The sequence below is a fragment of the Acidocella aromatica genome, assembly GCF_014201825.1.
GTDB classification, from domain to species: Bacteria; Pseudomonadota; Alphaproteobacteria; order Acetobacterales; family Acetobacteraceae; genus Acidocella; species Acidocella aromatica.
Genome location: NZ_JACHFJ010000014.1, coordinates 1 through 18835 on the forward strand (window position 1 = coordinate 1; position 18835 = coordinate 18835).

Annotated in this window: 15 protein-coding genes and 1 pseudogene; 12 read left to right on the forward strand and 4 right to left on the reverse strand. The window is 63.6% G+C overall.

Going from position 1 to position 18835, the window contains the following annotated elements; genetic code table 11:
• Positions 1–282, forward strand: a 282-nt coding sequence (locus HNP71_RS14110; protein WP_221246890.1) for a hypothetical protein, incomplete at its 5' end; no start/stop codon positions are given.
• Between the two features lie 199 nt (positions 283–481).
• Here the strand turns inward: HNP71_RS14110 and HNP71_RS12500 are convergent.
• Positions 482–1381 (reverse strand): LysR family transcriptional regulator, encoded by a 900-nt coding sequence (locus HNP71_RS12500; protein ID WP_183267280.1) that lies wholly within the window; start codon positions 1379–1381, stop codon positions 482–484.
• 94 nt (positions 1382–1475) lie between these two features.
• Between HNP71_RS12500 and HNP71_RS12505 the strand changes: the two genes are divergently transcribed.
• The 9 genes and pseudogenes from HNP71_RS12505 (at position 1476) to arcC (ending at position 13184) form a co-directional block, all read left to right on the forward strand.
• Positions 1476–2972, forward strand: a complete 1497-nt coding sequence (locus tag HNP71_RS12505) for a CoA-acylating methylmalonate-semialdehyde dehydrogenase (protein ID WP_183267281.1) — start codon at positions 1476–1478, stop codon at positions 2970–2972.
• Positions 2973–2975: 3 nt separating this feature from the next.
• Positions 2976–4118 (forward strand): isobutyryl-CoA dehydrogenase, encoded by a 1143-nt coding sequence (locus HNP71_RS12510; RefSeq protein ID WP_183267282.1) that lies wholly within the window; start codon positions 2976–2978, stop codon positions 4116–4118.
• Positions 4119–4132: 14 nt separating this feature from the next.
• A complete protein-coding gene (locus tag HNP71_RS12515; protein ID WP_183267283.1) occupies positions 4133–5182 on the forward strand; it encodes an enoyl-CoA hydratase/isomerase family protein in 1050 nt (349 codons plus the stop codon).
• Positions 5183–5202: 20 nt separating this feature from the next.
• Positions 5203–6096 (forward strand): annotated as a pseudogene (mmsB, locus tag HNP71_RS12520) (3-hydroxyisobutyrate dehydrogenase); the annotation flags it as partial.
• Between the two features lie 120 nt (positions 6097–6216).
• The gene (locus HNP71_RS12525) at positions 6217–7701 is read left to right on the forward strand and encodes a basic amino acid/polyamine antiporter (protein WP_183267285.1); all 1485 of its coding nucleotides are present in this window, start codon (positions 6217–6219) and stop codon (positions 7699–7701) included.
• A 1-nt stretch (position 7702) separates the two neighbouring features.
• The gene (locus HNP71_RS12530) at positions 7703–10027 is read left to right on the forward strand and encodes an Orn/Lys/Arg family decarboxylase (RefSeq protein WP_183267286.1); all 2325 of its coding nucleotides are present in this window, start codon (positions 7703–7705) and stop codon (positions 10025–10027) included.
• 11 nt (positions 10028–10038) lie between these two features.
• Positions 10039–11268: an arginine deiminase gene (gene arcA, locus HNP71_RS12535; RefSeq protein ID WP_183267287.1), complete on the forward strand. Its 1230-nt coding sequence runs from the start codon at positions 10039–10041 to the stop codon at positions 11266–11268.
• A 12-nt stretch (positions 11269–11280) separates the two neighbouring features.
• Positions 11281–12276, forward strand: coding sequence for an ornithine carbamoyltransferase (argF, locus tag HNP71_RS12540; RefSeq protein WP_221246892.1), 996 nt, complete (start codon positions 11281–11283; stop codon positions 12274–12276).
• Positions 12276–13184 carry a carbamate kinase gene (gene arcC, locus HNP71_RS12545; RefSeq protein ID WP_183267288.1) on the forward strand — a complete coding sequence of 303 codons (909 nt, stop codon included), beginning with the start codon at positions 12276–12278 and terminating at the stop codon, positions 13182–13184. The genes argF and arcC overlap by 1 nt, the downstream gene beginning before the upstream one ends.
• Here the strand turns inward: arcC and HNP71_RS12550 are convergent.
• On the reverse strand, positions 13181–13639 hold the full coding sequence (locus tag HNP71_RS12550; protein WP_183267289.1) for a hypothetical protein: 459 nt from the start codon (positions 13637–13639) through the stop codon (positions 13181–13183). The two genes, arcC and HNP71_RS12550, sit on opposite strands and share 4 nt — an antisense overlap.
• Before the next feature lie 164 nt (positions 13640–13803).
• On the opposite strand from HNP71_RS12550, the gene HNP71_RS12555 reads away from it, so the two are divergent.
• Positions 13804–14835 carry a histone deacetylase family protein gene (locus tag HNP71_RS12555; protein ID WP_183267290.1) on the forward strand — a complete coding sequence of 344 codons (1032 nt, stop codon included), beginning with the start codon at positions 13804–13806 and terminating at the stop codon, positions 14833–14835.
• A gap of 57 nt (positions 14836–14892) precedes the next feature.
• Here the strand turns inward: HNP71_RS12555 and HNP71_RS12560 are convergent, their stop codons facing one another.
• Both HNP71_RS12560 and HNP71_RS12565 read right to left on the reverse strand, forming a co-directional pair.
• Positions 14893–16488 (reverse strand): isocitrate lyase, encoded by a 1596-nt coding sequence (locus HNP71_RS12560; protein ID WP_183267291.1) that lies wholly within the window; start codon positions 16486–16488, stop codon positions 14893–14895.
• Between the two features lie 202 nt (positions 16489–16690).
• The gene (locus HNP71_RS12565) at positions 16691–17464 is read right to left on the reverse strand and encodes an enoyl-CoA hydratase-related protein (RefSeq protein ID WP_183267292.1); all 774 of its coding nucleotides are present in this window, start codon (positions 17462–17464) and stop codon (positions 16691–16693) included.
• 118 nt (positions 17465–17582) lie between these two features.
• On the opposite strand from HNP71_RS12565, the gene HNP71_RS12570 reads away from it, so the two are divergent.
• Positions 17583–18791, forward strand: coding sequence for a cation:proton antiporter (locus HNP71_RS12570; protein WP_183267293.1), 1209 nt, complete (start codon positions 17583–17585; stop codon positions 18789–18791).
• The last annotated feature ends 44 nt before the right edge of the window (positions 18792–18835 follow it).

Here is an 18835-nt window from a genome sequence, read left to right on the forward strand (position 1 = left end):
ATCTGCTCTTCAGAAAATCGGCTGCCCTTCATCGGTCTATCCCCCAGGAACAGACTCTACACAAAAACGGTCACATTCCAGGGGAGCACGTCAAAACTGCCGCGCTTTATCTACAAAGCCAGGAGCTCCGTCGCGCAGATCTTTGTAGAGGTTTGCCGAAAGCTTCGGTATCGCTTGATCGATAGCCTGCTCTATCACATCTTCAAAATTCTGGATCTGTATCCCGGACGCACTGGCCATCCTTCCAGCAGAATCAATTACGTCCTCGGCAAGTTGCTTTAGAGAGCGATCTTTGGATGCACTTCTCGTAGGGGGGTTAGTTCCCATCCAAAGAGACTTTCTGCGCTCGCAAAGGTAGGAGCATAGAGGTTTTTTTGCTGTCCATGATCAGACGTTAATGCAAGAATTTGGGTTCAACTAGGCGTCTCTGTACTCACCCGTTGCAAGCCTTAAAGCCACCATTCCGCTTCCCCCCGTCACCCTACCCTCCCCCTGGCAAAAACCGCCCCGCTGCCTTGGCCACTTCCTCCGCGATAAAATCGCAGGTCACACGGATGCGCGCCAGCTCCCGGATATCGGACGGCACCAGCAGCCAGAAACTGCGGATCAGCCGGATTTCCGTTCGCAGCACCCGTACCAGCCGCGCATCCGCATCGGCCAGGAAGCACGGCAGGATGCACAGCCCTGCCCCGGCGGCGGCGGCCATGTGCTGGGCCAGCAGGCCTGAGCAGCGCAAACGTGGCTCTATGCCCTTGCCGATGGCGGGCACGTAATCCAGCTCGGGGGCGACCAGCATATCGTCGATATAGGAGATGAACGGCAGGGTCTGGATGTCCTCCACGCTCCTCACCGCCACCGCCAAAGCGGGCGTGGCGTAGAGGCCCAGCGCGTAATCGGTGAGTTTGCGCGCATGGATGCGCCCATGCGCCGGGCGCGAGAGCGCGATGGCGATATCGGCCTCGCGCTTGGAGAGCGAAAACCCGCGCGGCGTGGCGGCGAGGTCGATCTGCAAATCCGGCTCCGCCTCGGCCAGCCGCCCGATCACCGGGGCGAGGAAGGCGGTGCCGAACCCCTCCGGCACGCCGATGCGCACCGTGCCCGAGACCTGGGCGCGCTCGCGCCCGGCATCCGACTGGATGGCCAGCACCGTGCTCTCCATCGCCTCCGCCCGGCCCAGCAGATGCTCGCCCTGATGTGTCAACGTATAGCCCGAAAGCTGGCGCTCGAAGAGTTTGGCCCCCAGCGCCGCCTCCAGCGCGGTGAGGCGGCGGCTCAGGGTGGAATGGTCGATGCCCAGCCGCCGCGCCGCCATGGTAAGCTTGCCCGTGCGCGCCACGGCGAGGAAGGATTGCAGCAGATCCCAGTCGAAATTACGGCTCATGTGAATTTTTGCACAATGGTTTTGGGAATCTACCCCTATGATCGTGCGCCAATTCATGCAAGCTGTGCGGTATAATTCGGAGGACCCAAAAATCATGCGTAAGATCGGGCATTTCATCGGCGGCAAGCGTGTCGCCGGTACGTCTGGCCGCTTTGCCGATGTGTTCAACCCCTCGACCGGCGCGGTGCAGGCCAAGGTGGCCCTGGCCACCAAGGCCGAGCTGCGGGCGGCGGTGGAAAACGCGCGGGAGGCGCAGATCGGCTGGGGGGCCACCAACCCGCAGCGCCGCGCGCGCGTGCTGATGAAGTTTCTGGAGCTGGTGAACAAGGAGTATGACGAGCTGGCCACCCTGCTCGCCTCCGAGCACGGCAAGACCGTGCCGGACGCCAAGGGCGACATCCAGCGCGGGCTGGAGGTGGTGGAATTCGCCATCGGCGCGCCGCATCTGCTGAAGGGCGAGTTCACTGATTCCGCCGGTACGGGCATCGACGTTTACTCGATGCGCCAGCCGCTCGGCGTGGTGGCGGGCATCACCCCGTTCAACTTCCCGGCCATGATCCCGCTCTGGAAGGCCGCCCCGGCTTTGGCCTGCGGCAATGCCATGATCCTGAAGCCCTCGGAGCGCGATCCCTCCGTGCCGCTGCGCATCGCGGAGCTGTTCATCGAGGCCGGGCTGCCGCCGGGCGTGCTGAACGTGGTGAATGGCGACAAGGAATCCGTGGACGCGATCCTCGACGACCCGGACATCAAGGCGGTGGGGTTTGTCGGCTCCACGCCGATTGCGCAATATATTTACCATCGCGCCGCCGAAACCGGTAAACGCGCCCAGTGCTTCGGCGGGGCCAAGAACCATGCCATCATCATGCCCGATGCCGATCTCGATCAGGCGGTGGATGCGCTGGTGGGGGCGGCCTATGGCTCAGCGGGCGAGCGCTGCATGGCGCTCTCGGTGGCCGTGCCGGTGGGTGAGAAAACCGCCGAGCGTCTGGTGGAAAAGCTGATCCCCCGCGTGGAAAACCTGCGCATCGGCCCCTCGACCGATGCCGCCGCCGATTACGGCCCGCTGGTGACGGCACAGGCGCTCGCGCGCGTGACTGATTATATCGGCGTGGGCGTGGAGGAAGGCGCGAAGCTGCTGGTCGATGGCCGTGGGTTCAAGCTGCAAGGCTATGAGGGCGGCTTCTATATCGGCGGTTCGCTGTTCGACCATGTGACGCCGGAGATGCGCGTCTACAAGGAAGAGATTTTCGGGCCCGTGCTCTCGGTGGTGCGCGCGCATGGGTATGAGGAAGCCATCTCGCTGGCCACCGACCATGAATATGGCAATGGCGTCGCCATCTTCACCCAGTCCGGCGATGTGGCGCGCGATTTCGCCAACCGCGTGCAGGTGGGCATGGTCGGGGTGAATGTGCCTATTCCAGTGCCTATCGCCTACCACACCTTCGGCGGCTGGAAGCGCTCGGGCTTTGGCGATTTGAACCAGCACGGGCCGGACTCGTTCCGATTCTACACCAAGACCAAGACCGTCACCTCCCGCTGGCCCTCCACCGACAAGGATGGCGCGAGCTTCGTTATTCCCACGATGAGCTGAGCCATGGATTTTCATCCCAACGAGGAACAGGGCGCCATCCGCGAGATGGCGGAGGGGTTCGCCGCCGAGGAGTTGGCGCCCTTCGCCATCGAGTGGGACCAGGCCAAGCATTTTCCCGTGGAGACGCTGCGTAAGGCGGCGTCTCTGGGGCTGGGGGCGATTTATACGCGTGACGATGTGGGCGGCTCCGGGCTGGGGCGGCAGGAGGCCGTGCTGGTGTTCGAGGCGCTGGCCAAGGGCTGCCCCAGCGTTGCCGCGTATCTCTCCATCCATAATATGTGCGTGTGGATGATCGACCGTTTCGGCGCGGACGCGCTGCGCCAGACATACATCCCGCGCTTGGCGAGCATGGAGCATCTGGCGAGCTACTGCCTGACCGAGCCGGGTGCTGGCTCGGATGCTGGAGCCTTGCGTACCCGCGCTGTGCGCGATGGCGATGACTACGTGCTCACTGGCGAGAAACAGTTCATCTCCGGTGCTGGCAGCAGCGATATCTACGTGGTGATGGCGCGCACGTCTGATGCCGGCGCGCGCGGCATCTCCGCCTTCGTGGTGGAGAAGAACACAGCGGGCCTGTCCTTCGGTGCGAATGAGAAGAAGATGGGCTGGAACGCGCAGCCCACGCGCACCGTCACCTTCGATGGCGTGCGCGTGCCCGCCGCCAATATGCTGGGCGAGGAGAATAAGGGCTTCAACATCGCCATGGCGGGGCTGGATGGTGGGCGGCTGAACATCGCCGCCTGTTCGCTCGGCGGGGCGCAGGCGGCGTTCGAGAAGGCGGTGGAGTATATGGCCACGCGCAAGGCCTTTGGCGCCGCCTTGAACGAATTCCAGGCGCTGCAATTCCGCCTCGCCGATATGGCGACGGAGCTGGAAGTGGCGCGCACCTTCCTCTGGCGCGCCGCAACTGCACTTGATGCCAAGACGCCCGACGCAACGCGCCTCTGCGCCATGGCCAAGCGCTTTGTTACCGATGCCAGCTTCGAGATCGCCAATCAGGCGCTGCAACTGCATGGCGGCTATGGGTATCTCGCCGATTACGGGCTGGAGAAGATCGTGCGAGATTTGCGCGTGCACCAGATCCTGGAAGGCACGAACGAGATCATGCGCGTGATCATCGCGCGCGGCATTACCGCGAAGACTTGAAACGAGGACCACACATGGCGGAAACCCCCGATATCCTGGTTGAACGTGCTGGCGCGCTGGGGCGCATCCGGCTCAACCGGCCCAAGGCGCTCAACAGCCTGACCTTCGAGATGGTGCAGCATATCCAGGCGGCGCTGACGCGCTTCGAGGACGATCCCGCCGTTGGGGCCTTGCTCATCACCGGCGAGGGCGAGCGCGGCCTGTGTGCGGGCGGGGATATCCGCGCGCTCTACGATAACCGGGACAAGGCGCTGGATTTCGGGCCGACCTTCTTCCGCACTGAATACCGGATGAACGCGCATATCGCGGAGTACAAAAAGCCCTATATCGCGCTCATGGACGGCATCACCATGGGCGGTGGCGTCGGCGTTTCGGCGCATGGCTCGGTGCGGATCGTGACGGAGCGCACGCGCATGGCCATGCCGGAGACGGGCATCGGCTTCTTCCCGGATGTCGGCGGCACATGGCTGCTGGCACATGCGCCGGGCGAAGTCGGCACCTTCATGGGCCTCACGGGCGATGGCTTTGGCGGGGCGGATGCGATTTATGCCGGGTTCGCCGACCATTTCGTGCCAAGCGAGAAGCTCCCGGCCATGCTCGACGCGCTGACCACCCTGCCCGTCTCCGCCACACTGGCAGATATCCGCGCCCTGGTGCAGGATTTCGCGCAGAACGTGATACCGCCAATGACCGCGCACCGTGCGGAAATTGACGCCGCCTTCGCGCATGACAGCGTGGAGGAGATCGTCAGTGCACTGAAGGCGTCGGGTAGTGAATTCGCGCAGAAGACACTGGCGGTGATGGCGCAGAAATCCCCCACCAGCATGAAGGTGACGCTGCGGCTGCTGCGGCTTGCGCGGGCCGACAAGTCGCTGAAGGACGCGCTGGAACGCGAATTCGCCGCCGTGCATACGGTACTGGCCTCGGATGAGTTCTACGAGGGCGTGCGCGCCGCCGTGGTGGACAAGGACCGCAACCCGAAATGGCGACCGGCCACGCTGGAAGAAGTGGATGCGGCGCTGGTGGATTCATACTTCCAGAATTCCCCTGACAAGCTCTTCTAGAAAACCAAAAGCAGGAGGAAACAATGAGCAAGAACATCGCATTCATCGGGCTCGGCAATATGGGGCTGCCGATGGCTGGTAATCTGGTGAAAGCCGGGTTTGCCGTCACGGGCTTCGACCTCGCCCCCAACGCCAAGGCGGCGGCCGAGGCTCAGGGGCTGAAATTCACCGCCAGCGCCGCCGATGCCGTGCGCCATGCCGATGTCGTCATCAGCATGCTGCCGGCGGGCAAACATGTGCTCTCCGTATGGGGCGAGCTGACCGCCGAGGCGAAGCCGGGCACGCTGTTCATCGACAGTTCCACCATCGACGTGGAAAGCGCCCGCAAGGCGCATAAGCTCGGCGCGGGCATGGGCATGCTGACACTGGACGCCCCCGTCTCCGGCGGCACGGTGGGTGCGGCGGCGGGCACACTCACCTTCATGGTCGGTGGCACGACGGAAGCCTACGCCAAGGGTGAGGCGGTGCTACAAAAGATGGGCAAGCGGCTGGTGCATTGCGGCGATGCCGGGGCGGGCCAAGCGGCGAAGATCTGCAACAACATGATCCTCGGCATCTCCATGGCCGGAGTGGCGGAGGCCTTCGTGCTGGGCGAGCGGCTCGGGCTCTCGCATCAGGCACTGTTCGACGTCGCCTCCACATCCTCGGGCCAGTGCTGGGCTCTTACCACCAACTGCCCGGTGCCGGGACCGGTCCCCGCCTCTCCAGCCAACCGCGACTACAAGCCCGGCTTCGCCACAGCGCTGATGCTGAAGGATCTGCGCCTCGCGCAGGAAGCGGCGCTGACCGCCGGGGCCTCCAGCCCCATGGGCGCGCAGGCGGCGGCGCTTTACAGCATCTTCGAGAAGCTGGGCCATGGCGGGGAAGATTTCTCGGCCATCATCAACTTCTTCCGGGAGGCCGAAAGCAAATAATGCAGGGCAGTTGACCCAGGTCAACGCAATACGGGCGGATCCTTGCTCAGTTGGCGGCGAGAACGGGGCGCGGGCAGCAATGGCCGGCAGCCCTGCCGCCACACATGGAAAGGACCGAAAATGGACCAGACCGGCCCCCTGCCGTCCCGCCCTAGCGCGAGCGATGAAAGCGCGCATCCGGAGGCTCGCAAACTCGGCCTGCTGATGCTGAGCGGCGTTGTCGTCGGCTCGATGATCGGCGGCGGCGCGTTCAACCTGCCCGCCAACATGTCCGGCGCCGCTGGGCTGGGGGCCATCGCCATCGCCTGGGTGATAACGTTTGTCGGCATGTATTTCCTGTCCGCCAGCTTCCGCATCCTCTCGGACAAGCGGCCGGACCTGAAGGCCGGCATCTACCGCTATGCCGAGGCAGGGTTCGGCCCCTTCGCCGGGTTCCAGATGGCCTGGGGCTACTGGCTCTCCGCCGCGTTCGGCAATGTCGCCTTCGCGGTACTGATCATGCAGATCCTCGGTTATTTCTTCCCCGTCTTCGGCAATGGGCAGAACTGGCCGTCGATCATCGGCGCATCGGTGCTGATCTGGGTAATGTGCGGGATCGTGATGTCCGGCGTGAAGCGCACGGCGGCGCTGAACGTGCTGGCGAGCTTCCTCAACATCGCCACCATCGCCGCGGCACTCGTCGTCATGGCCTACTTCATGACCGGCGGCAATTTCATGTTCGATATCTGGGGTCACGCACAGGGGCTGGGCAATGTCTTCGGCCAGGTGAAGAGCACGATGCTGGTCACGCTCTGGGTGTTCATCGGCATCGAGGGCGCGGTGGTGATTTCTGACCGTGCGCGCAAGATGTCACAGGTTGGGCCCGCCACCTTCATCGGGCTCGGCGTGTGCACCGTGCTATACTCGCTGCTCTCCATCCTGCCATTCGGCCTCATGCACCAGGCCCAGCTCTCCGGGCTGGCCAATCCTTCCGCCGCCTATGTGCTGGAGCAGGTGGTCGGCAAATGGGGCGCGGTGTTCGTCAATGTCTCGCTGCTCATCGCGGTGCTGAGTTGCTGGCTGGCCTGGACCATCCTGGTCGCCGAACTGCCCTATGAGGGCGCCAAGGGCGGCGTGTTCCCGCGCTTTCTGGCGCGCGAGAATGCCGCGCACGCGGCGACACCCTCGCTGCTGCTCTCCAGCATCGTCATGCAGACCACGCTGTTCGTGGTGCTGTTCGCGCATAACGCATGGCTGTGGCTCATCGACATTACCGGCGTGATGATCCTGCCGCCTTATTTTGCCAGCACGCTGTATCTGGCCGTGTACGCAGGCGCCAATGGCTACGTGGAAACACATGGCGAAGGCAAGGCGAATGCGCTGACCACCGGCCTTCTCGGCTCCGTTTATTCGCTATGGATGCTCTATGCCGCCGGACCAGAATTCGTTCTGATGTCCACGCTCTTGTTCGCGCTCGGCGTGCCGGTGTTCATCTGGGCGCAGCACGAACACAGGCCGGGTGAACCGCTGTTGCGCACCTACGAAAAGATCGCCGTGGTGGCACTGTTCGCGGTGGCGGCGTTGGCGCTGTGGCTGTTCCTCAACGGCACGGTGAAAGTCACCTGAGATGAGTTTCGAGATGATGTTCCGCTTCCTGCTCGCGGTGGAGACCGCAGGCATGGGGCGTACCGAGCGCGCGCATCTGGCGCGCCTCGTCGAGGCCGTCGCCGCGCGGGAGGTGACGATCACCGATGTGGTGGACCTCGCGGATGCCGAGCAGGCGGTGCTGGCGGATGCCTCCATCGGCTGCATTCTGGTGGAATGGGGGGCGGGAGAAGCGTTCGGCGATGTCGGGCGGTTCATCCGCATGGTGCGCGGCCGCGGCCTGGAGATGCCAATCTTCCTCTTCGCCCGGCGGCATGAATTCCAGGAGATCGACGCAGAAACGCTGAGGCTGATCTCGGGCTATGTCTTCGCCGGGGAGGACACGCCGGAGTTCATCGCCAAGAACCTCCTTAACCATTTCAGCCGCTATGCTGAGAGCCTGAAGACGCCGTTCTTTGGCGCGATGGTGGATTACGCCGAGCAGGGCAACCAGCTCTGGACCTGCCCCGGGCATAATGGCGGCGTATTTTACCGCAAAAGCCCAATCGGCAATGTGTTTGTCGAGCACCTGGGCGAGGCGGTGTTCCGCAACGATCTAGACAATTCCGTGGTCGAACTGGGCGATCTGCTGGTGCATGAGGGCCCGGCGCGGCAGGCGGAGATCGAGGCCGCGAAGATCTTCGGCGCCGAGCGCACTTATTTTGTACTCAACGGCACCTCCACCTCGAACAAGATCGCGCTCTCCGCCATCATCGCACCGGGCAACCTTGTGCTGTTCGACCGCAACAACCACAAGGCCGCTGTGCATGGCGCACTGCTGTTCGGCGGCGGCGTGCCGGTTTATCTGGAGACCACGCGCAACGCGCAGGGGCTGATCGGGCCGATTGCCTGGGAAGCGCTGGATGAATCAAAAATCCGCGCGGCCATCAGGCACAACCCGCTGGTGGCTGATAAGAGCATGGCCGACAAGCCCCGCCCCTTCCGCGCTCTGGTGCTGGAGCAATGCACTTACGACGGCACGATCTACAGCGCCGAGATGCTGCTGCAAAAGCTCGGGCCACTCTGCGAGTATATCCTCTTCGACGAAGCCTGGGCGGGGTTCATGAAATTCCACCCGCTCTTCAAAGGCCGCTACGCCATGGGGCTGGAGCTGAAAGCTGGTGATCCGGGCGTGATCGCCACGCAATCCACGCATAAGCAACTGGCCGGGTTCTCGCAGGCATCGCAGATCCATGTGAAGGATTCGCATGTGCAGGGCCGCGCGCGGGTGGAGCAGCGACGCTTCAACGAGCTGTATATGCTGCATTATTCCACCTCGCCGTTTTATCCGCTCTTCGCCTCGCTCGATGTCGGCGCGCAGATGATGAGGGGCCGCTCCGGGCAAGTGCTGTGGGATGACACGGTGCGAATTGGCATCGAAATCCGCAAGAAGCTGCGGGCGCTGGCCAAGAGCTTCGCGGCAGCGGCGAAAACTCTGGACGAGGCGTGGTTCTTCGACCCGTTCGTGCCGGATGCAATCGGCGGCATAGCCTGGGAGGAGCTGCCCGAGGACGAGCTGGCCAGCAATCCGCAGGCCTGGACGCTGGCGCCGGGCGCGGCGTGGCATGGCTTCCCCGGCCTTGCCGATGGCTACGCCATGACCGACCCGAACAAGCTCACACTGCTCACGCCCGGCTTCGACAGGCACACGGGCGCGTACACGGAGCATGGCATCCCCGCCCCTGTGCTGGCGGAGTTTCTGCGCGAGCGGCGCATCGTGCCGGAGAAGAACGACCTCAACTCTATACTCTTCCTGCTTACGCCAGGAGTGGAAGCAAGCAAGGCCGGCACGCTGCTCGCCGCACTCACCGCCTTCAAGGAGTTGCACGACGCCAACGCGCCGCTGATCGAGGTGATGCCAGATTTCGTACGCCGCCATGGTGCGCGTTACGCCGAAACGCGGCTGCGCGATCTCTGCCGCACGCTGCATGATTTCTACAAAATGCATGATGCCAGCCGCTTGCAGCGCGAATGCTTCGAGGCCGCGCATTTGCCCCGGCAGGTGATGACGCCGCGCGATGCTTGGGAAAAACTGATGCGCAACGAGGTGGATTACATTCCCCTTCAACAGGCGCAGGGGCGCGTCGCCGCCACGCTGGCGCTGGTTTATCCGCCAGGCATCGGGCTCATCGTGCCTGGCGAGCGCTATGGCGGTGTGGATGATCCGGTGCTGGATTATTTCCGGCTTGTCGAGGAAGGCTGCAACCTCTTCCCTGGCTTCGAGAACGAAATCCAGGGCGTGTACCGCGAAACCGGCGAGAATCAGCGCGTGACGCTCTACACCTACGTGCTCGCACGCAATTCATGAAGGATATTGCCATGACCACGATATTTTCGGACCCAGGCGTTTATTCCGAAATCGGCAAGTTGCGCGAGGTGCTGGTGCACCGGCCCGATCTCAGCCTCACCCGCCTCACCCCCGGCAATTGCCATGAGTTGCTGTTCGACGATGTGATCTGGGTAAAAAAAGCCCGGCAGGAGCATGATGCGTTTGTCGATACCTTGCGCGAGCGCGGGGTAGAAGTGTTGGAATTTGGCAAGGCCCTGGCCGAGACCTTGGCCGATACAACGGCGCGGGACTGGCTGCTGGATAAGCGCCTCGGCACCGCGCAAAGCGCCACCGGCGTGGATGCCGAATTACGCGCTTGGCTCGCCGGATTGCCCGCCAACCAGCTTGCCGCTTACATGATCGGCGGTATCGCCCGCGCGGAGCTGCCGTTTGTGCCGCATGCGCTCTTCAGTATTACCCGCGCGCCGCATGAATTCGTGCTGCCGCCTCTGCCCAACCAGCTCTTCACGCGCGACACCACATGCTGGGCGGGCAATGGCGTGTTCATCAACCCCATGCATTGGCCCGCACGCCAGCAGGAGGCCGCGAATGTCGCGGCGGTGTATAATTTCCATCCGCGTTTCAAGGGCGCGAAATTCCACAAATACTTCAACGCCGCCGAGGAACATGCCGGATCGCTGAGTCTGGAGGGCGGTGATTTCATGCCCGTGGGCAATGGAATCGTGCTCATCGGCATGGGCGAGCGCTCCACACCGCAGGCGGTAACGCAATATGCACGGCGGCTGTTCGAAAAGGGTGCGGCGGAGCGCGTCATCGCCGCCCTGATGCCAAGCGACCGCTCCTTCATGCATCTGGACACGGTGTTTTCCTTCTGCGACCACGATCTTGTCACCATCTATCCCGACGTGGTGCACCGGCTGAAACCGTTCTCGCTCTATCCCGATGACAACGGCGTGCGCATCGTCGAGGAAACCGGCAGCTTCCTAGACGTCGTTGCCAGCGCCTTGAAGATCGGAAAGCTGCGGGTGATCGAGACCGGCGGCGATTCGTACGAGGCCGAGCGCGAGCAATGGGATGACGGCAACAACGTGTTCGCGCTCGAACCCGGCGTGGTCGTGGCCTATGACCGCAATGTTTACACCAATACCCTTCTGCGCAAGGCCGGGGTGGAGGTCATCACCATCGAAGGCGCGGAGCTGGGGCGTGGGCGCGGCGGCGCGCATTGCATGACCTGCCCGATCCGCCGCGACGCCATTTAAGGAGAAGCCATTATGTCTCATCTTCGCGGACGTTCCGTTCTCTCGCTGGAAGACTTTACCCAGACCGAAATTCTTGAAATCCTGAAACTCGCTGGCGAGCTGAAGGCCGCCAAAAAAGGCGGGTACGAGGTGCAGCGGCTGAAGGGCAAGACCATCGCGCTGATCTTCGAGAAGGATTCCACCCGTACCCGCAGCAGCTTCGAGGTGGCAGCCTATGACCAGGGCGCGCATGTTACCTATATGGGGCCAAGCGGCAGCCATATCGGCCATAAGGAGAGCATGAAGGACACCGCCCGCGTGCTCGGGCGGATTTACGACGCCATTGAGTTTCGTGGTTTCGCGCAGGCGGATGTCGAAGCGTTGGCGAAATATTCTGGCGTGCCTGTGTATAACGGCCTCACCGACGACTCCCACCCCACCCAGGTCTTCGCCGATTTCCTGACCATGCAGGAACACTCCAAGAAGTCTCTGGAGGATCTCAAATTCGCCTTCCTGGGCGAGGGCAAGGATAATGTCGCGCTCTCGCTGGCCATGGGGGCGGCGAAGCTGGGGATGCGCATGAGCATCGGCTCGCCCGAGGCACTTTGGCCCAACCCGACATATATCGCGCGGCTGCACACCATCGCGGCGCAGAGCGGGGCGGAAATCAGCTTTGAGGCCGATCCGCAGAAGGCCGTGGCGGGGGCGGATTTCCTCTATAGCGATGTATGGGTCTCGATGGGCGAGCCCGAGGAGATCTGGGCCGAGCGCATCAAGCTGCTGCTGCCCTACCAGGTGAACATGGCGCTGATGCAGGCCACCGGCAATCCGGCGGTAAAGTTCCTGCACTGCCTGCCTGCTTTCCACAACACCGAGACGAGCGTGGGCCAGGAGATCGAGAAACGCTACGGCATCACCGCCATGGAGGTGACTGAAGAAGTGTTCGAATCCCCCGCCTCCATCGTGTTCGACGAGGCGGAGAACCGCATGCACTCCATCAAGGCGCTGCTGGTCGCCACGCTGGGCTGATGCATATCGTCGCCGCCCTGGGGGGCAATGCGCTGCTGCGCCGGGGCGAGGCCCTGACCGAGGCGGCGCAGCACGAGAATGTCCGCCACGCCGCCACGCAGCTGGCGGCGCTGGTGGCCGAGGGGCATCGCGTTACCCTCACCCACGGCAACGGCCCGCAGGTGGGGCTGCTGGCGTTGCAGGCGGAAGCCGGCCCGGCCGGCTCGGCGCAGACGCTGGACAGCCTGGATGCCGAGAGCGAGGGCTGGATCGGCTATCTGCTGGAACAGGAACTGGCCAACGCCCTGCCGGAGGGCATGGAGATCGCCACGCTGCTCACGCGCATCGAGGTGGCAGCGGACGACCCGGCCTTCGCCAAGCCGAGCAAGCCTATCGGCCCGGTTTACGACGAAGCCACGGCCAAGCGACTTGCCAACGAGCGCGGCTGGCATGTGGCGCCGGACGGTAAATATTGGCGGCGCGTAGTGCCCTCACCCACGCCCAAGCGGCTGCTGAATGCGGGCGGTATCGCCTGCCTCACCGGAGCGGGGATCTTCGTGATCTGCGCTGGCGGCGGTGGGATTCCGGTGGCGCGGGACGCGGCGGGGAAATGGCGCGGCGTGGAGGCTGTCATCGACAAGGATTCCTCCGCCGCGCTGCTGGCGGAACAGATCGGCGCCGACCTGCTCATCCTGCTCACCGACGTACCCGCCGTGTATTTGGATTACGGCACCTCGGCCCAGACTGCTTTGCGCGAGGCCACGCCGGACGAATTGCTGGCGCACTGCTTCGCCGCCGGGAGCATGGGGCCGAAGGTGCGGGCGGCCTGCGGCTTCGTGCAGGCCACGGGGCGAAGGGCCGCCATCGGGCGGCTGGAGGACGCCGTGGCCATCGCCGCGGGCATGGCGGGTACGCTGGTGCGTCGTTAGGCCTTAACGTCGTCGAGCGCTATGGCGATTTTGGCGGCCAGATCCGGGTTCTCACCGCAGACAAGGCGCCATACCGGGTGCGTCGTGTCGTCCACCGTCAGGTCCACGTAATAATCGTAGAAGCCGTTGTCGCGGCGCTCGCCAACGGCGTGGGTCCGCAGCGCGGCAATGGGCAGAATGGCGGATTTCAGCCCGCCCTCCTCGCGCACCGCGACGAAGGCGAGGCGCTGCGTCAAGTCCAGCGCGAGACCAACACCGTCCTTGAAAAAGCTCTTGTCTTGCTCGAAGGGCCGCCCCTGGGTCTGGCGCGTCAACTCCTGCTCAAGCTGGTGCTGGTGGTGCTGGGCGCCGGACTTCTGCAACCAGCCCGCCATGCCGGTGTACCAGCGGGTCGGCAGCATGAATATGGCAGAAAAGATGAAGGTGACGATAAGAAGTATCCAAAGCAGCGTCATTTTATGAAATCTTTTCCCGTTTGACTTGTCTCTTGCCACTTATACCCGGCCCACCACCAAGGCAACGATCGCCTACCCCATCGCCGCGAATTGCGGAACCCCGCTGGACGCATGACCAACCCCGCATATGATGCCCTTGCCTTGCACCAAAAAGGATGAGCGGCATGAAGATTGTCTATAGCGCGGACCATTTCCTGCATCACGCCCCAGGAGAATTGCTGTTCGGCGAGTTTGTCCCGGCCTTCGAGAAGCCGGAACGGGCAGAGCTGGTGCTGGCGCGGGTGCGCGAAATGGAGCTGGGCGAGGTAATCGCGCCGCAAATTTTCCCGCTGGAGCCCATCACCCGCGTGCATGCGCCGGGGCTAATGGAGCTGCTGCAAAGCGCACACAAGGAATGGGTGGAACTGGGCCGTTCCGGCGCCGCCTATCCGTACACCTGGCCGACGCGGGGAATGCGCATGGACCGCGTGCCAACCTCGCTGGACGGACGGCTTGCCTTTTACAGCTTTGACTGCGGCACGGCGCTCACCGCCACAAGCTGGCAGGCGATCAAATCCTCAGTGGATGTGGCGCTGACCGGCGCGACCCTGCTTCAGGGCGGCGAGCGCGCAGCCTTCTCGCTCTGCCGCCCGCCTGGGCACCATGCGGGGGCCGACCATTACGGCGGTTATTGCTTCCTCAACAACGCCGCCATTGCCGCGCAGAAGCTGCTGGATGACGGGGCCAAGCGCGTCGCGATTCTGGACGTGGACTACCATCACGGCAATGGCACGCAGCAAATCTTCTATAATCGTGACGATGTGTTCTTCGTTTCGCTGCACGGCCACCCGGACCAGGAATACCCGTATCTGCTGGGCTTCGAGGATGAAAAGGGTGCTGGCAAGGGCGAAGGCTACAACCTGAACTTCCCGCTGCATTGGGGCACGGAATGGCCGGGCTACGAAGCGGCGCTGCAAGAGGGAATCAAGCGGATCGCGGCTTATGCGCCGGATGTGGTGGTCGTCTCGCTCGGCGTGGATACGTACAAGGACGACCCGATCTCGCATTTCAAGCTGGAGCACGAGCATTTCACGCGCATCGGCGCGATGATCAAGGCGCTGAACAAACCGACGCTGTTCGTGATGGAAGGCGGCTACGCCGTGGCGGAAATCGGCATCAACGCGGTGAACGTGCTGACCGGCTTTAAAGGCGCGTAAAACAAAAAGGGCCCGGGGTTTCCCCCGGGCCCAATCCCGTGAACCGGTTGACGCTGATTAGGCGGCGAACTGGTTCATGGTGTTGTGCACGCCGCCCGCCTTCAGGGCAGCCTCACCCGCGAAATACTCCTTGTGGTCGTCACCGATGTCGGAGCCGGACATGTTCTGGTGCTTCACGCAGGCGATGCCCTGACGGATCTCCTTGCGCTGCACGCCAGCCACGTAGCCCAGCATGCCCATCTCGCCGAAATACTCCTTGGCCAGGTTGTCGGTGGACAGGGCCGCGGTGTGGTAGGTCGGCAGGGTGATGAGGTGGTGGAAGATGCCCGCGCGCTTCGCAGCATCGCGCTGGAAGGTGCGGATCTTGTCGTCGGCTTCGAGCGCCAGCGGGGTGGCGTCGTAGTCCACGCTCATCAGCTTGGCGCGGTCGTACGGGGTGACGTCCTTGCCGGCTTCCTTCCAGGCATCATAGACCTGCTGGCGGAAGTTGAGCGTCCAGTTGAAGGACGGCGAGTTGTTGTAGGTCAGCTTGGCGTTCGGCCACACTTCGCGGATCTTGTCCATCATGGACGCGATCTGCTCGACATGGGGTTTCTCGGTCTCGATCCACAGCAGGTCGGCGCCGTGGTTCAGGGCGTTGATGCAATCCAGCACGCAACGGTCCGCGCCGGTGCCCGGACGGAACTGGTACAGGTTGGAGGGCAGACGCTTCGGACGCAGCAGCTTGCCGTTGCGGTTGATGATCACGTCGCCGTTATGGGCGGCGTCGGCTTCCACTTCCTCGCAATCCAGGAAGGCGTTGTACTGGTCGCCAATGTCGCCCGGCTCCTTGGAGAAGGCGATCTGCTTGGTTAGGCCAGCACCGAGGCTGTCGGTACGGGCGACGATCACGCCGTCCTCAACGCCCAGCTCCAGGAAGGCGTAGCGCAGGGCGCGGATCTTGGCCACGAAATCCTCGTGCGGCACGGTCACCTTGCCGTCCTGGTGGCCACACTGCTTCTCGTCGGACACCTGATTCTCGATCTGCAGCGCGCAGGCGCCGGCTTCGATCATCTTCTTGGCCAGAAGGTAGGTCGCCTCGGCGTTACCGAAACCGGCGTCGATGTCGGCGATGATGGGCACGACATGGGTCTCGTAGGTGTCGATCTTGTGCTGCACTTCCTTCTGCTTGGCGACATCGCCAGCGGCACGGGCGGCATCGAGGTCGCGGAACAGCATGCCGAGCTCACGGGCGTCGGCCTGACGCAGGAAGGTGTAGATCTCCTCGATCAGCGCGGGCACGGAGGTCTTCTCGTGCATGGACTGGTCCGGCAGCGGGCCGAACTCGGAGCGCAGGGCGGCGACCATCCAGCCGGAGAGGTAGATGTAGCGGCGCTTGGTGGAGCCGAAATGCTTCTTGATGGAGATCATCTTCTGCTGGGCGATGAAGCCGTGCCAGCAGCCCAGGGACTGGGTGTAGTTGGCGGGATCGGCGTCGTAAGCGGCCATGTCCTCGCGCATGATCTTGGCGGTGTACTTGGCGATGTCGAGCCCGGTGGTGAACCGGTTCTGCAGACGCATGCGCGCCACGTATTCAGGGCTGATGCCGTCCCAGGTGCCGTTCTTGGCCTGGACGAGCTGGGAAACCTGCGAAATATGGTCTTGATAGGACATTTTCAGTCTTCCGTCGGGTTAGGGGAGCGCTTGTTGCGATGCAACAGACACATACAAACTCATGAACGGAATAGGGAGAGAAAAATGTCGCCAAAGCCACCCGAAAACTGCAAAAAAACTGTAATTATGTGAAGTATTTTACATACCTGCGGCCGTAAAAGTAAACACTTTTACGGCCGCAGACCTGCCCAAAATCCAGGTTTTACGCGCCGCGCCACACCCCTTTGCGCTTCTCGGAGAAGGCGGCCATGCCTTCCACCTTGTCGGCGGTGGAGCAGAGCGCGTTAAACAGGCGGCGCTCGAAATGCACGCCAGTGGAGAGCGTGGTCTCGAACGCGGCGTTCACCGCCTCCTTGTTGGCGATGGCGGCCAGCGGCGCCATGTCGGCAATCGCCTGGGCCTGCTTCAGCGCCTCGTCCAGCAGCCCGGCGGCGGGCACCACCTGGGCCACCAGCCCGGCGCTCTCGGCCTCGGCGGCGTCCATGAAGCGCCCGGTCAGGCACATCTGCATGGCCTTGGCCTTGCCCACGGCGCGTGTCAGGCGCTGGCTGCCGCCCATGCCGGGCAGCACGCCGAGCTTCACCTCGGGCTGGCCAAACTTCGCGGTGTCGGCGGCGATGATGTAGTCGGCCATCATGGCCAGCTCGCAGCCGCCGCCCAGGGCGAATCCGGCCACGGCCGCGATCCAGGGCTTGCGGGTGGCGGTAACCTGCTCATAGCCCGCGAAGAAGTTCTGGCCATACATGTCGGCGAAGCTCAGCGGCTGCATTTCCTTGATGTCCGCCCCTGCGGCGAAGGCTTTCTCGGAGCCGGTGAGCACCAGGCAGCGCTGGGTGGAATCGGCATCATAGGCGGCGAAGGCGGCGACGAGATCCTTCTGCACCTGGGAATTCAGGGCGTTGAGCGCCTGTGGGCGGTTGAGGCGGATGAGCGTGACGGCGCCGTGGGTTTCGACGAGCAGCGTTTCATAGGCCATGTAACTCTCCTAGATCGTTATCGGTTGCTTACCCTTTAGCACGGCTTTGCGGATTGCCACCTGCCCCCGCCGATTCCGGCTTCACAGCGCCGCCCCCATACCCCAGAAACCAGATATTATGGACACCCTTATCACAAGCACGCTCGGCCTGTTGCTTGCCGCCATCGCCGTGGCGCTCATCGCGCGGCGCCTGCATCTGCCCTACACGGTGGGGTTGGTGCTGGCCGGGGCAGTGCTGGCCATGGCGCGGGTGCATACCGGCATCACCCTCACGCATGAGATCATCTACACCCTCATCCTGCCGCCGCTGCTGTTCGAGGCCGCGATCAACATCCATTGGCGCGAGTTGCGCCAGGATGCTTTGCCCGTGCTGGTACTCTCCATCGCCGGCACGCTCATCGCCGCCGCAACGGTGAGTGCCGGAATGGTCTGGGGGCTGGGCTGGCCCTTGCCAACGGCGGCCTTGTTCGGCGCGCTGATCGCGGCCACCGACCCGGTCGCGGTTATCGCCATGTTCAAGGACAACAACCTCACGGGGCGGCTGCGCCTGCTGGTGGAGTCCGAGAGCCTGTTCAACGACGGTGTGGCGGCGGTGCTGTTCACCCTGGTGCTGACCTGGGCGCAGGCCAGCGGCGCGCCGCAGAGCCTGCCCGGCGTGGCGCTGAGCCTTGGCTGGACGGTTGCGGGAGGCATCCTTATCGGGCTGGCCACTGCGGCGCTGGTGCTGGGGCTGGCGGGGCGGACGACTGACCATCTGGTGGAGAGCACGCTCACCACCGTCGCCGCCTATGGGGCCTTTCTGTTCGCGCAGCATCTCGGCTGCTCGGGTGTGCTGGCCACCGTCACCGCCGGGTTGGTGATCGGCAATCTCGGCATTCTGGCCGAGACCGACGCCAGCCGGATCACCCCGCATGGCCGTCAGTTCGTATTGGCGCTGTGGGAGTTCATCGCCTTTATCGCCAATTCGCTGGTGTTCCTGCTCATCGGGCTGGCCGTGGGCGGCATGCACATAACCGAGCCAACCGAGATTGGGCTGCTGGCCGTCATCGCCCTGGTGCTGCTGAGCCGTGCGCTGACCGTGTATCCGCTCTGCCTGTGCTTTGCCCGCTCACGCTGGGCCATGCCGCTGCCCATGCAGCATGTGTTGTGGTGGGGCGGCCTGCGCGGCGCGCTGGGCCTCGCACTTGCCCTCTCCTTGCCGCCCGCTCTGCCCTATCGCGATGCCATCCTCACCGCCACCTTCGCCGTGGTCATCTTCTCGGTCGTCGGCCAAGGGCTGACCATGCCGCCGCTGCTGCGGGGCCTGCGGCTCATTCCGCGCCGGTAACCGCCCCCCCGCTTGCATCACCGGCCAGTGCGCGCATATTGCCA

Coding starts and splice junctions, on each gene's coding strand:
- HNP71_RS12570 (WP_183267293.1), top strand. CDS start 17,583: ATGGACACCCTTATCACAAGCACGCTCGGCCTGTTGCTTGCCGCCATC.
- HNP71_RS12500 (WP_183267280.1), bottom strand. CDS start 1,381: ATGAGCCGTAATTTCGACTGGGATCTGCTGCAATCCTTCCTCGCCGTG.
- HNP71_RS12525 (WP_183267285.1), top strand. CDS start 6,217: ATGGACCAGACCGGCCCCCTGCCGTCCCGCCCTAGCGCGAGCGATGAA.
- arcA (WP_183267287.1), top strand. CDS start 10,039: ATGACCACGATATTTTCGGACCCAGGCGTTTATTCCGAAATCGGCAAG.
- HNP71_RS12550 (WP_183267289.1), bottom strand. CDS start 13,639: ATGACGCTGCTTTGGATACTTCTTATCGTCACCTTCATCTTTTCTGCC.
- HNP71_RS12565 (WP_183267292.1), bottom strand. CDS start 17,464: ATGGCCTATGAAACGCTGCTCGTCGAAACCCACGGCGCCGTCACGCTC.
- argF (WP_221246892.1), top strand. CDS start 11,281: ATGTCTCATCTTCGCGGACGTTCCGTTCTCTCGCTGGAAGACTTTACC.
- HNP71_RS12530 (WP_183267286.1), top strand. CDS start 7,703: ATGAGTTTCGAGATGATGTTCCGCTTCCTGCTCGCGGTGGAGACCGCA.
- HNP71_RS12505 (WP_183267281.1), top strand. CDS start 1,476: ATGCGTAAGATCGGGCATTTCATCGGCGGCAAGCGTGTCGCCGGTACG.
- HNP71_RS12510 (WP_183267282.1), top strand. CDS start 2,976: ATGGATTTTCATCCCAACGAGGAACAGGGCGCCATCCGCGAGATGGCG.
- arcC (WP_183267288.1), top strand. CDS start 12,276: ATGCATATCGTCGCCGCCCTGGGGGGCAATGCGCTGCTGCGCCGGGGC.
- HNP71_RS12560 (WP_183267291.1), bottom strand. CDS start 16,488: ATGTCCTATCAAGACCATATTTCGCAGGTTTCCCAGCTCGTCCAGGCC.
- HNP71_RS12515 (WP_183267283.1), top strand. CDS start 4,133: ATGGCGGAAACCCCCGATATCCTGGTTGAACGTGCTGGCGCGCTGGGG.
- HNP71_RS12555 (WP_183267290.1), top strand. CDS start 13,804: ATGAAGATTGTCTATAGCGCGGACCATTTCCTGCATCACGCCCCAGGA.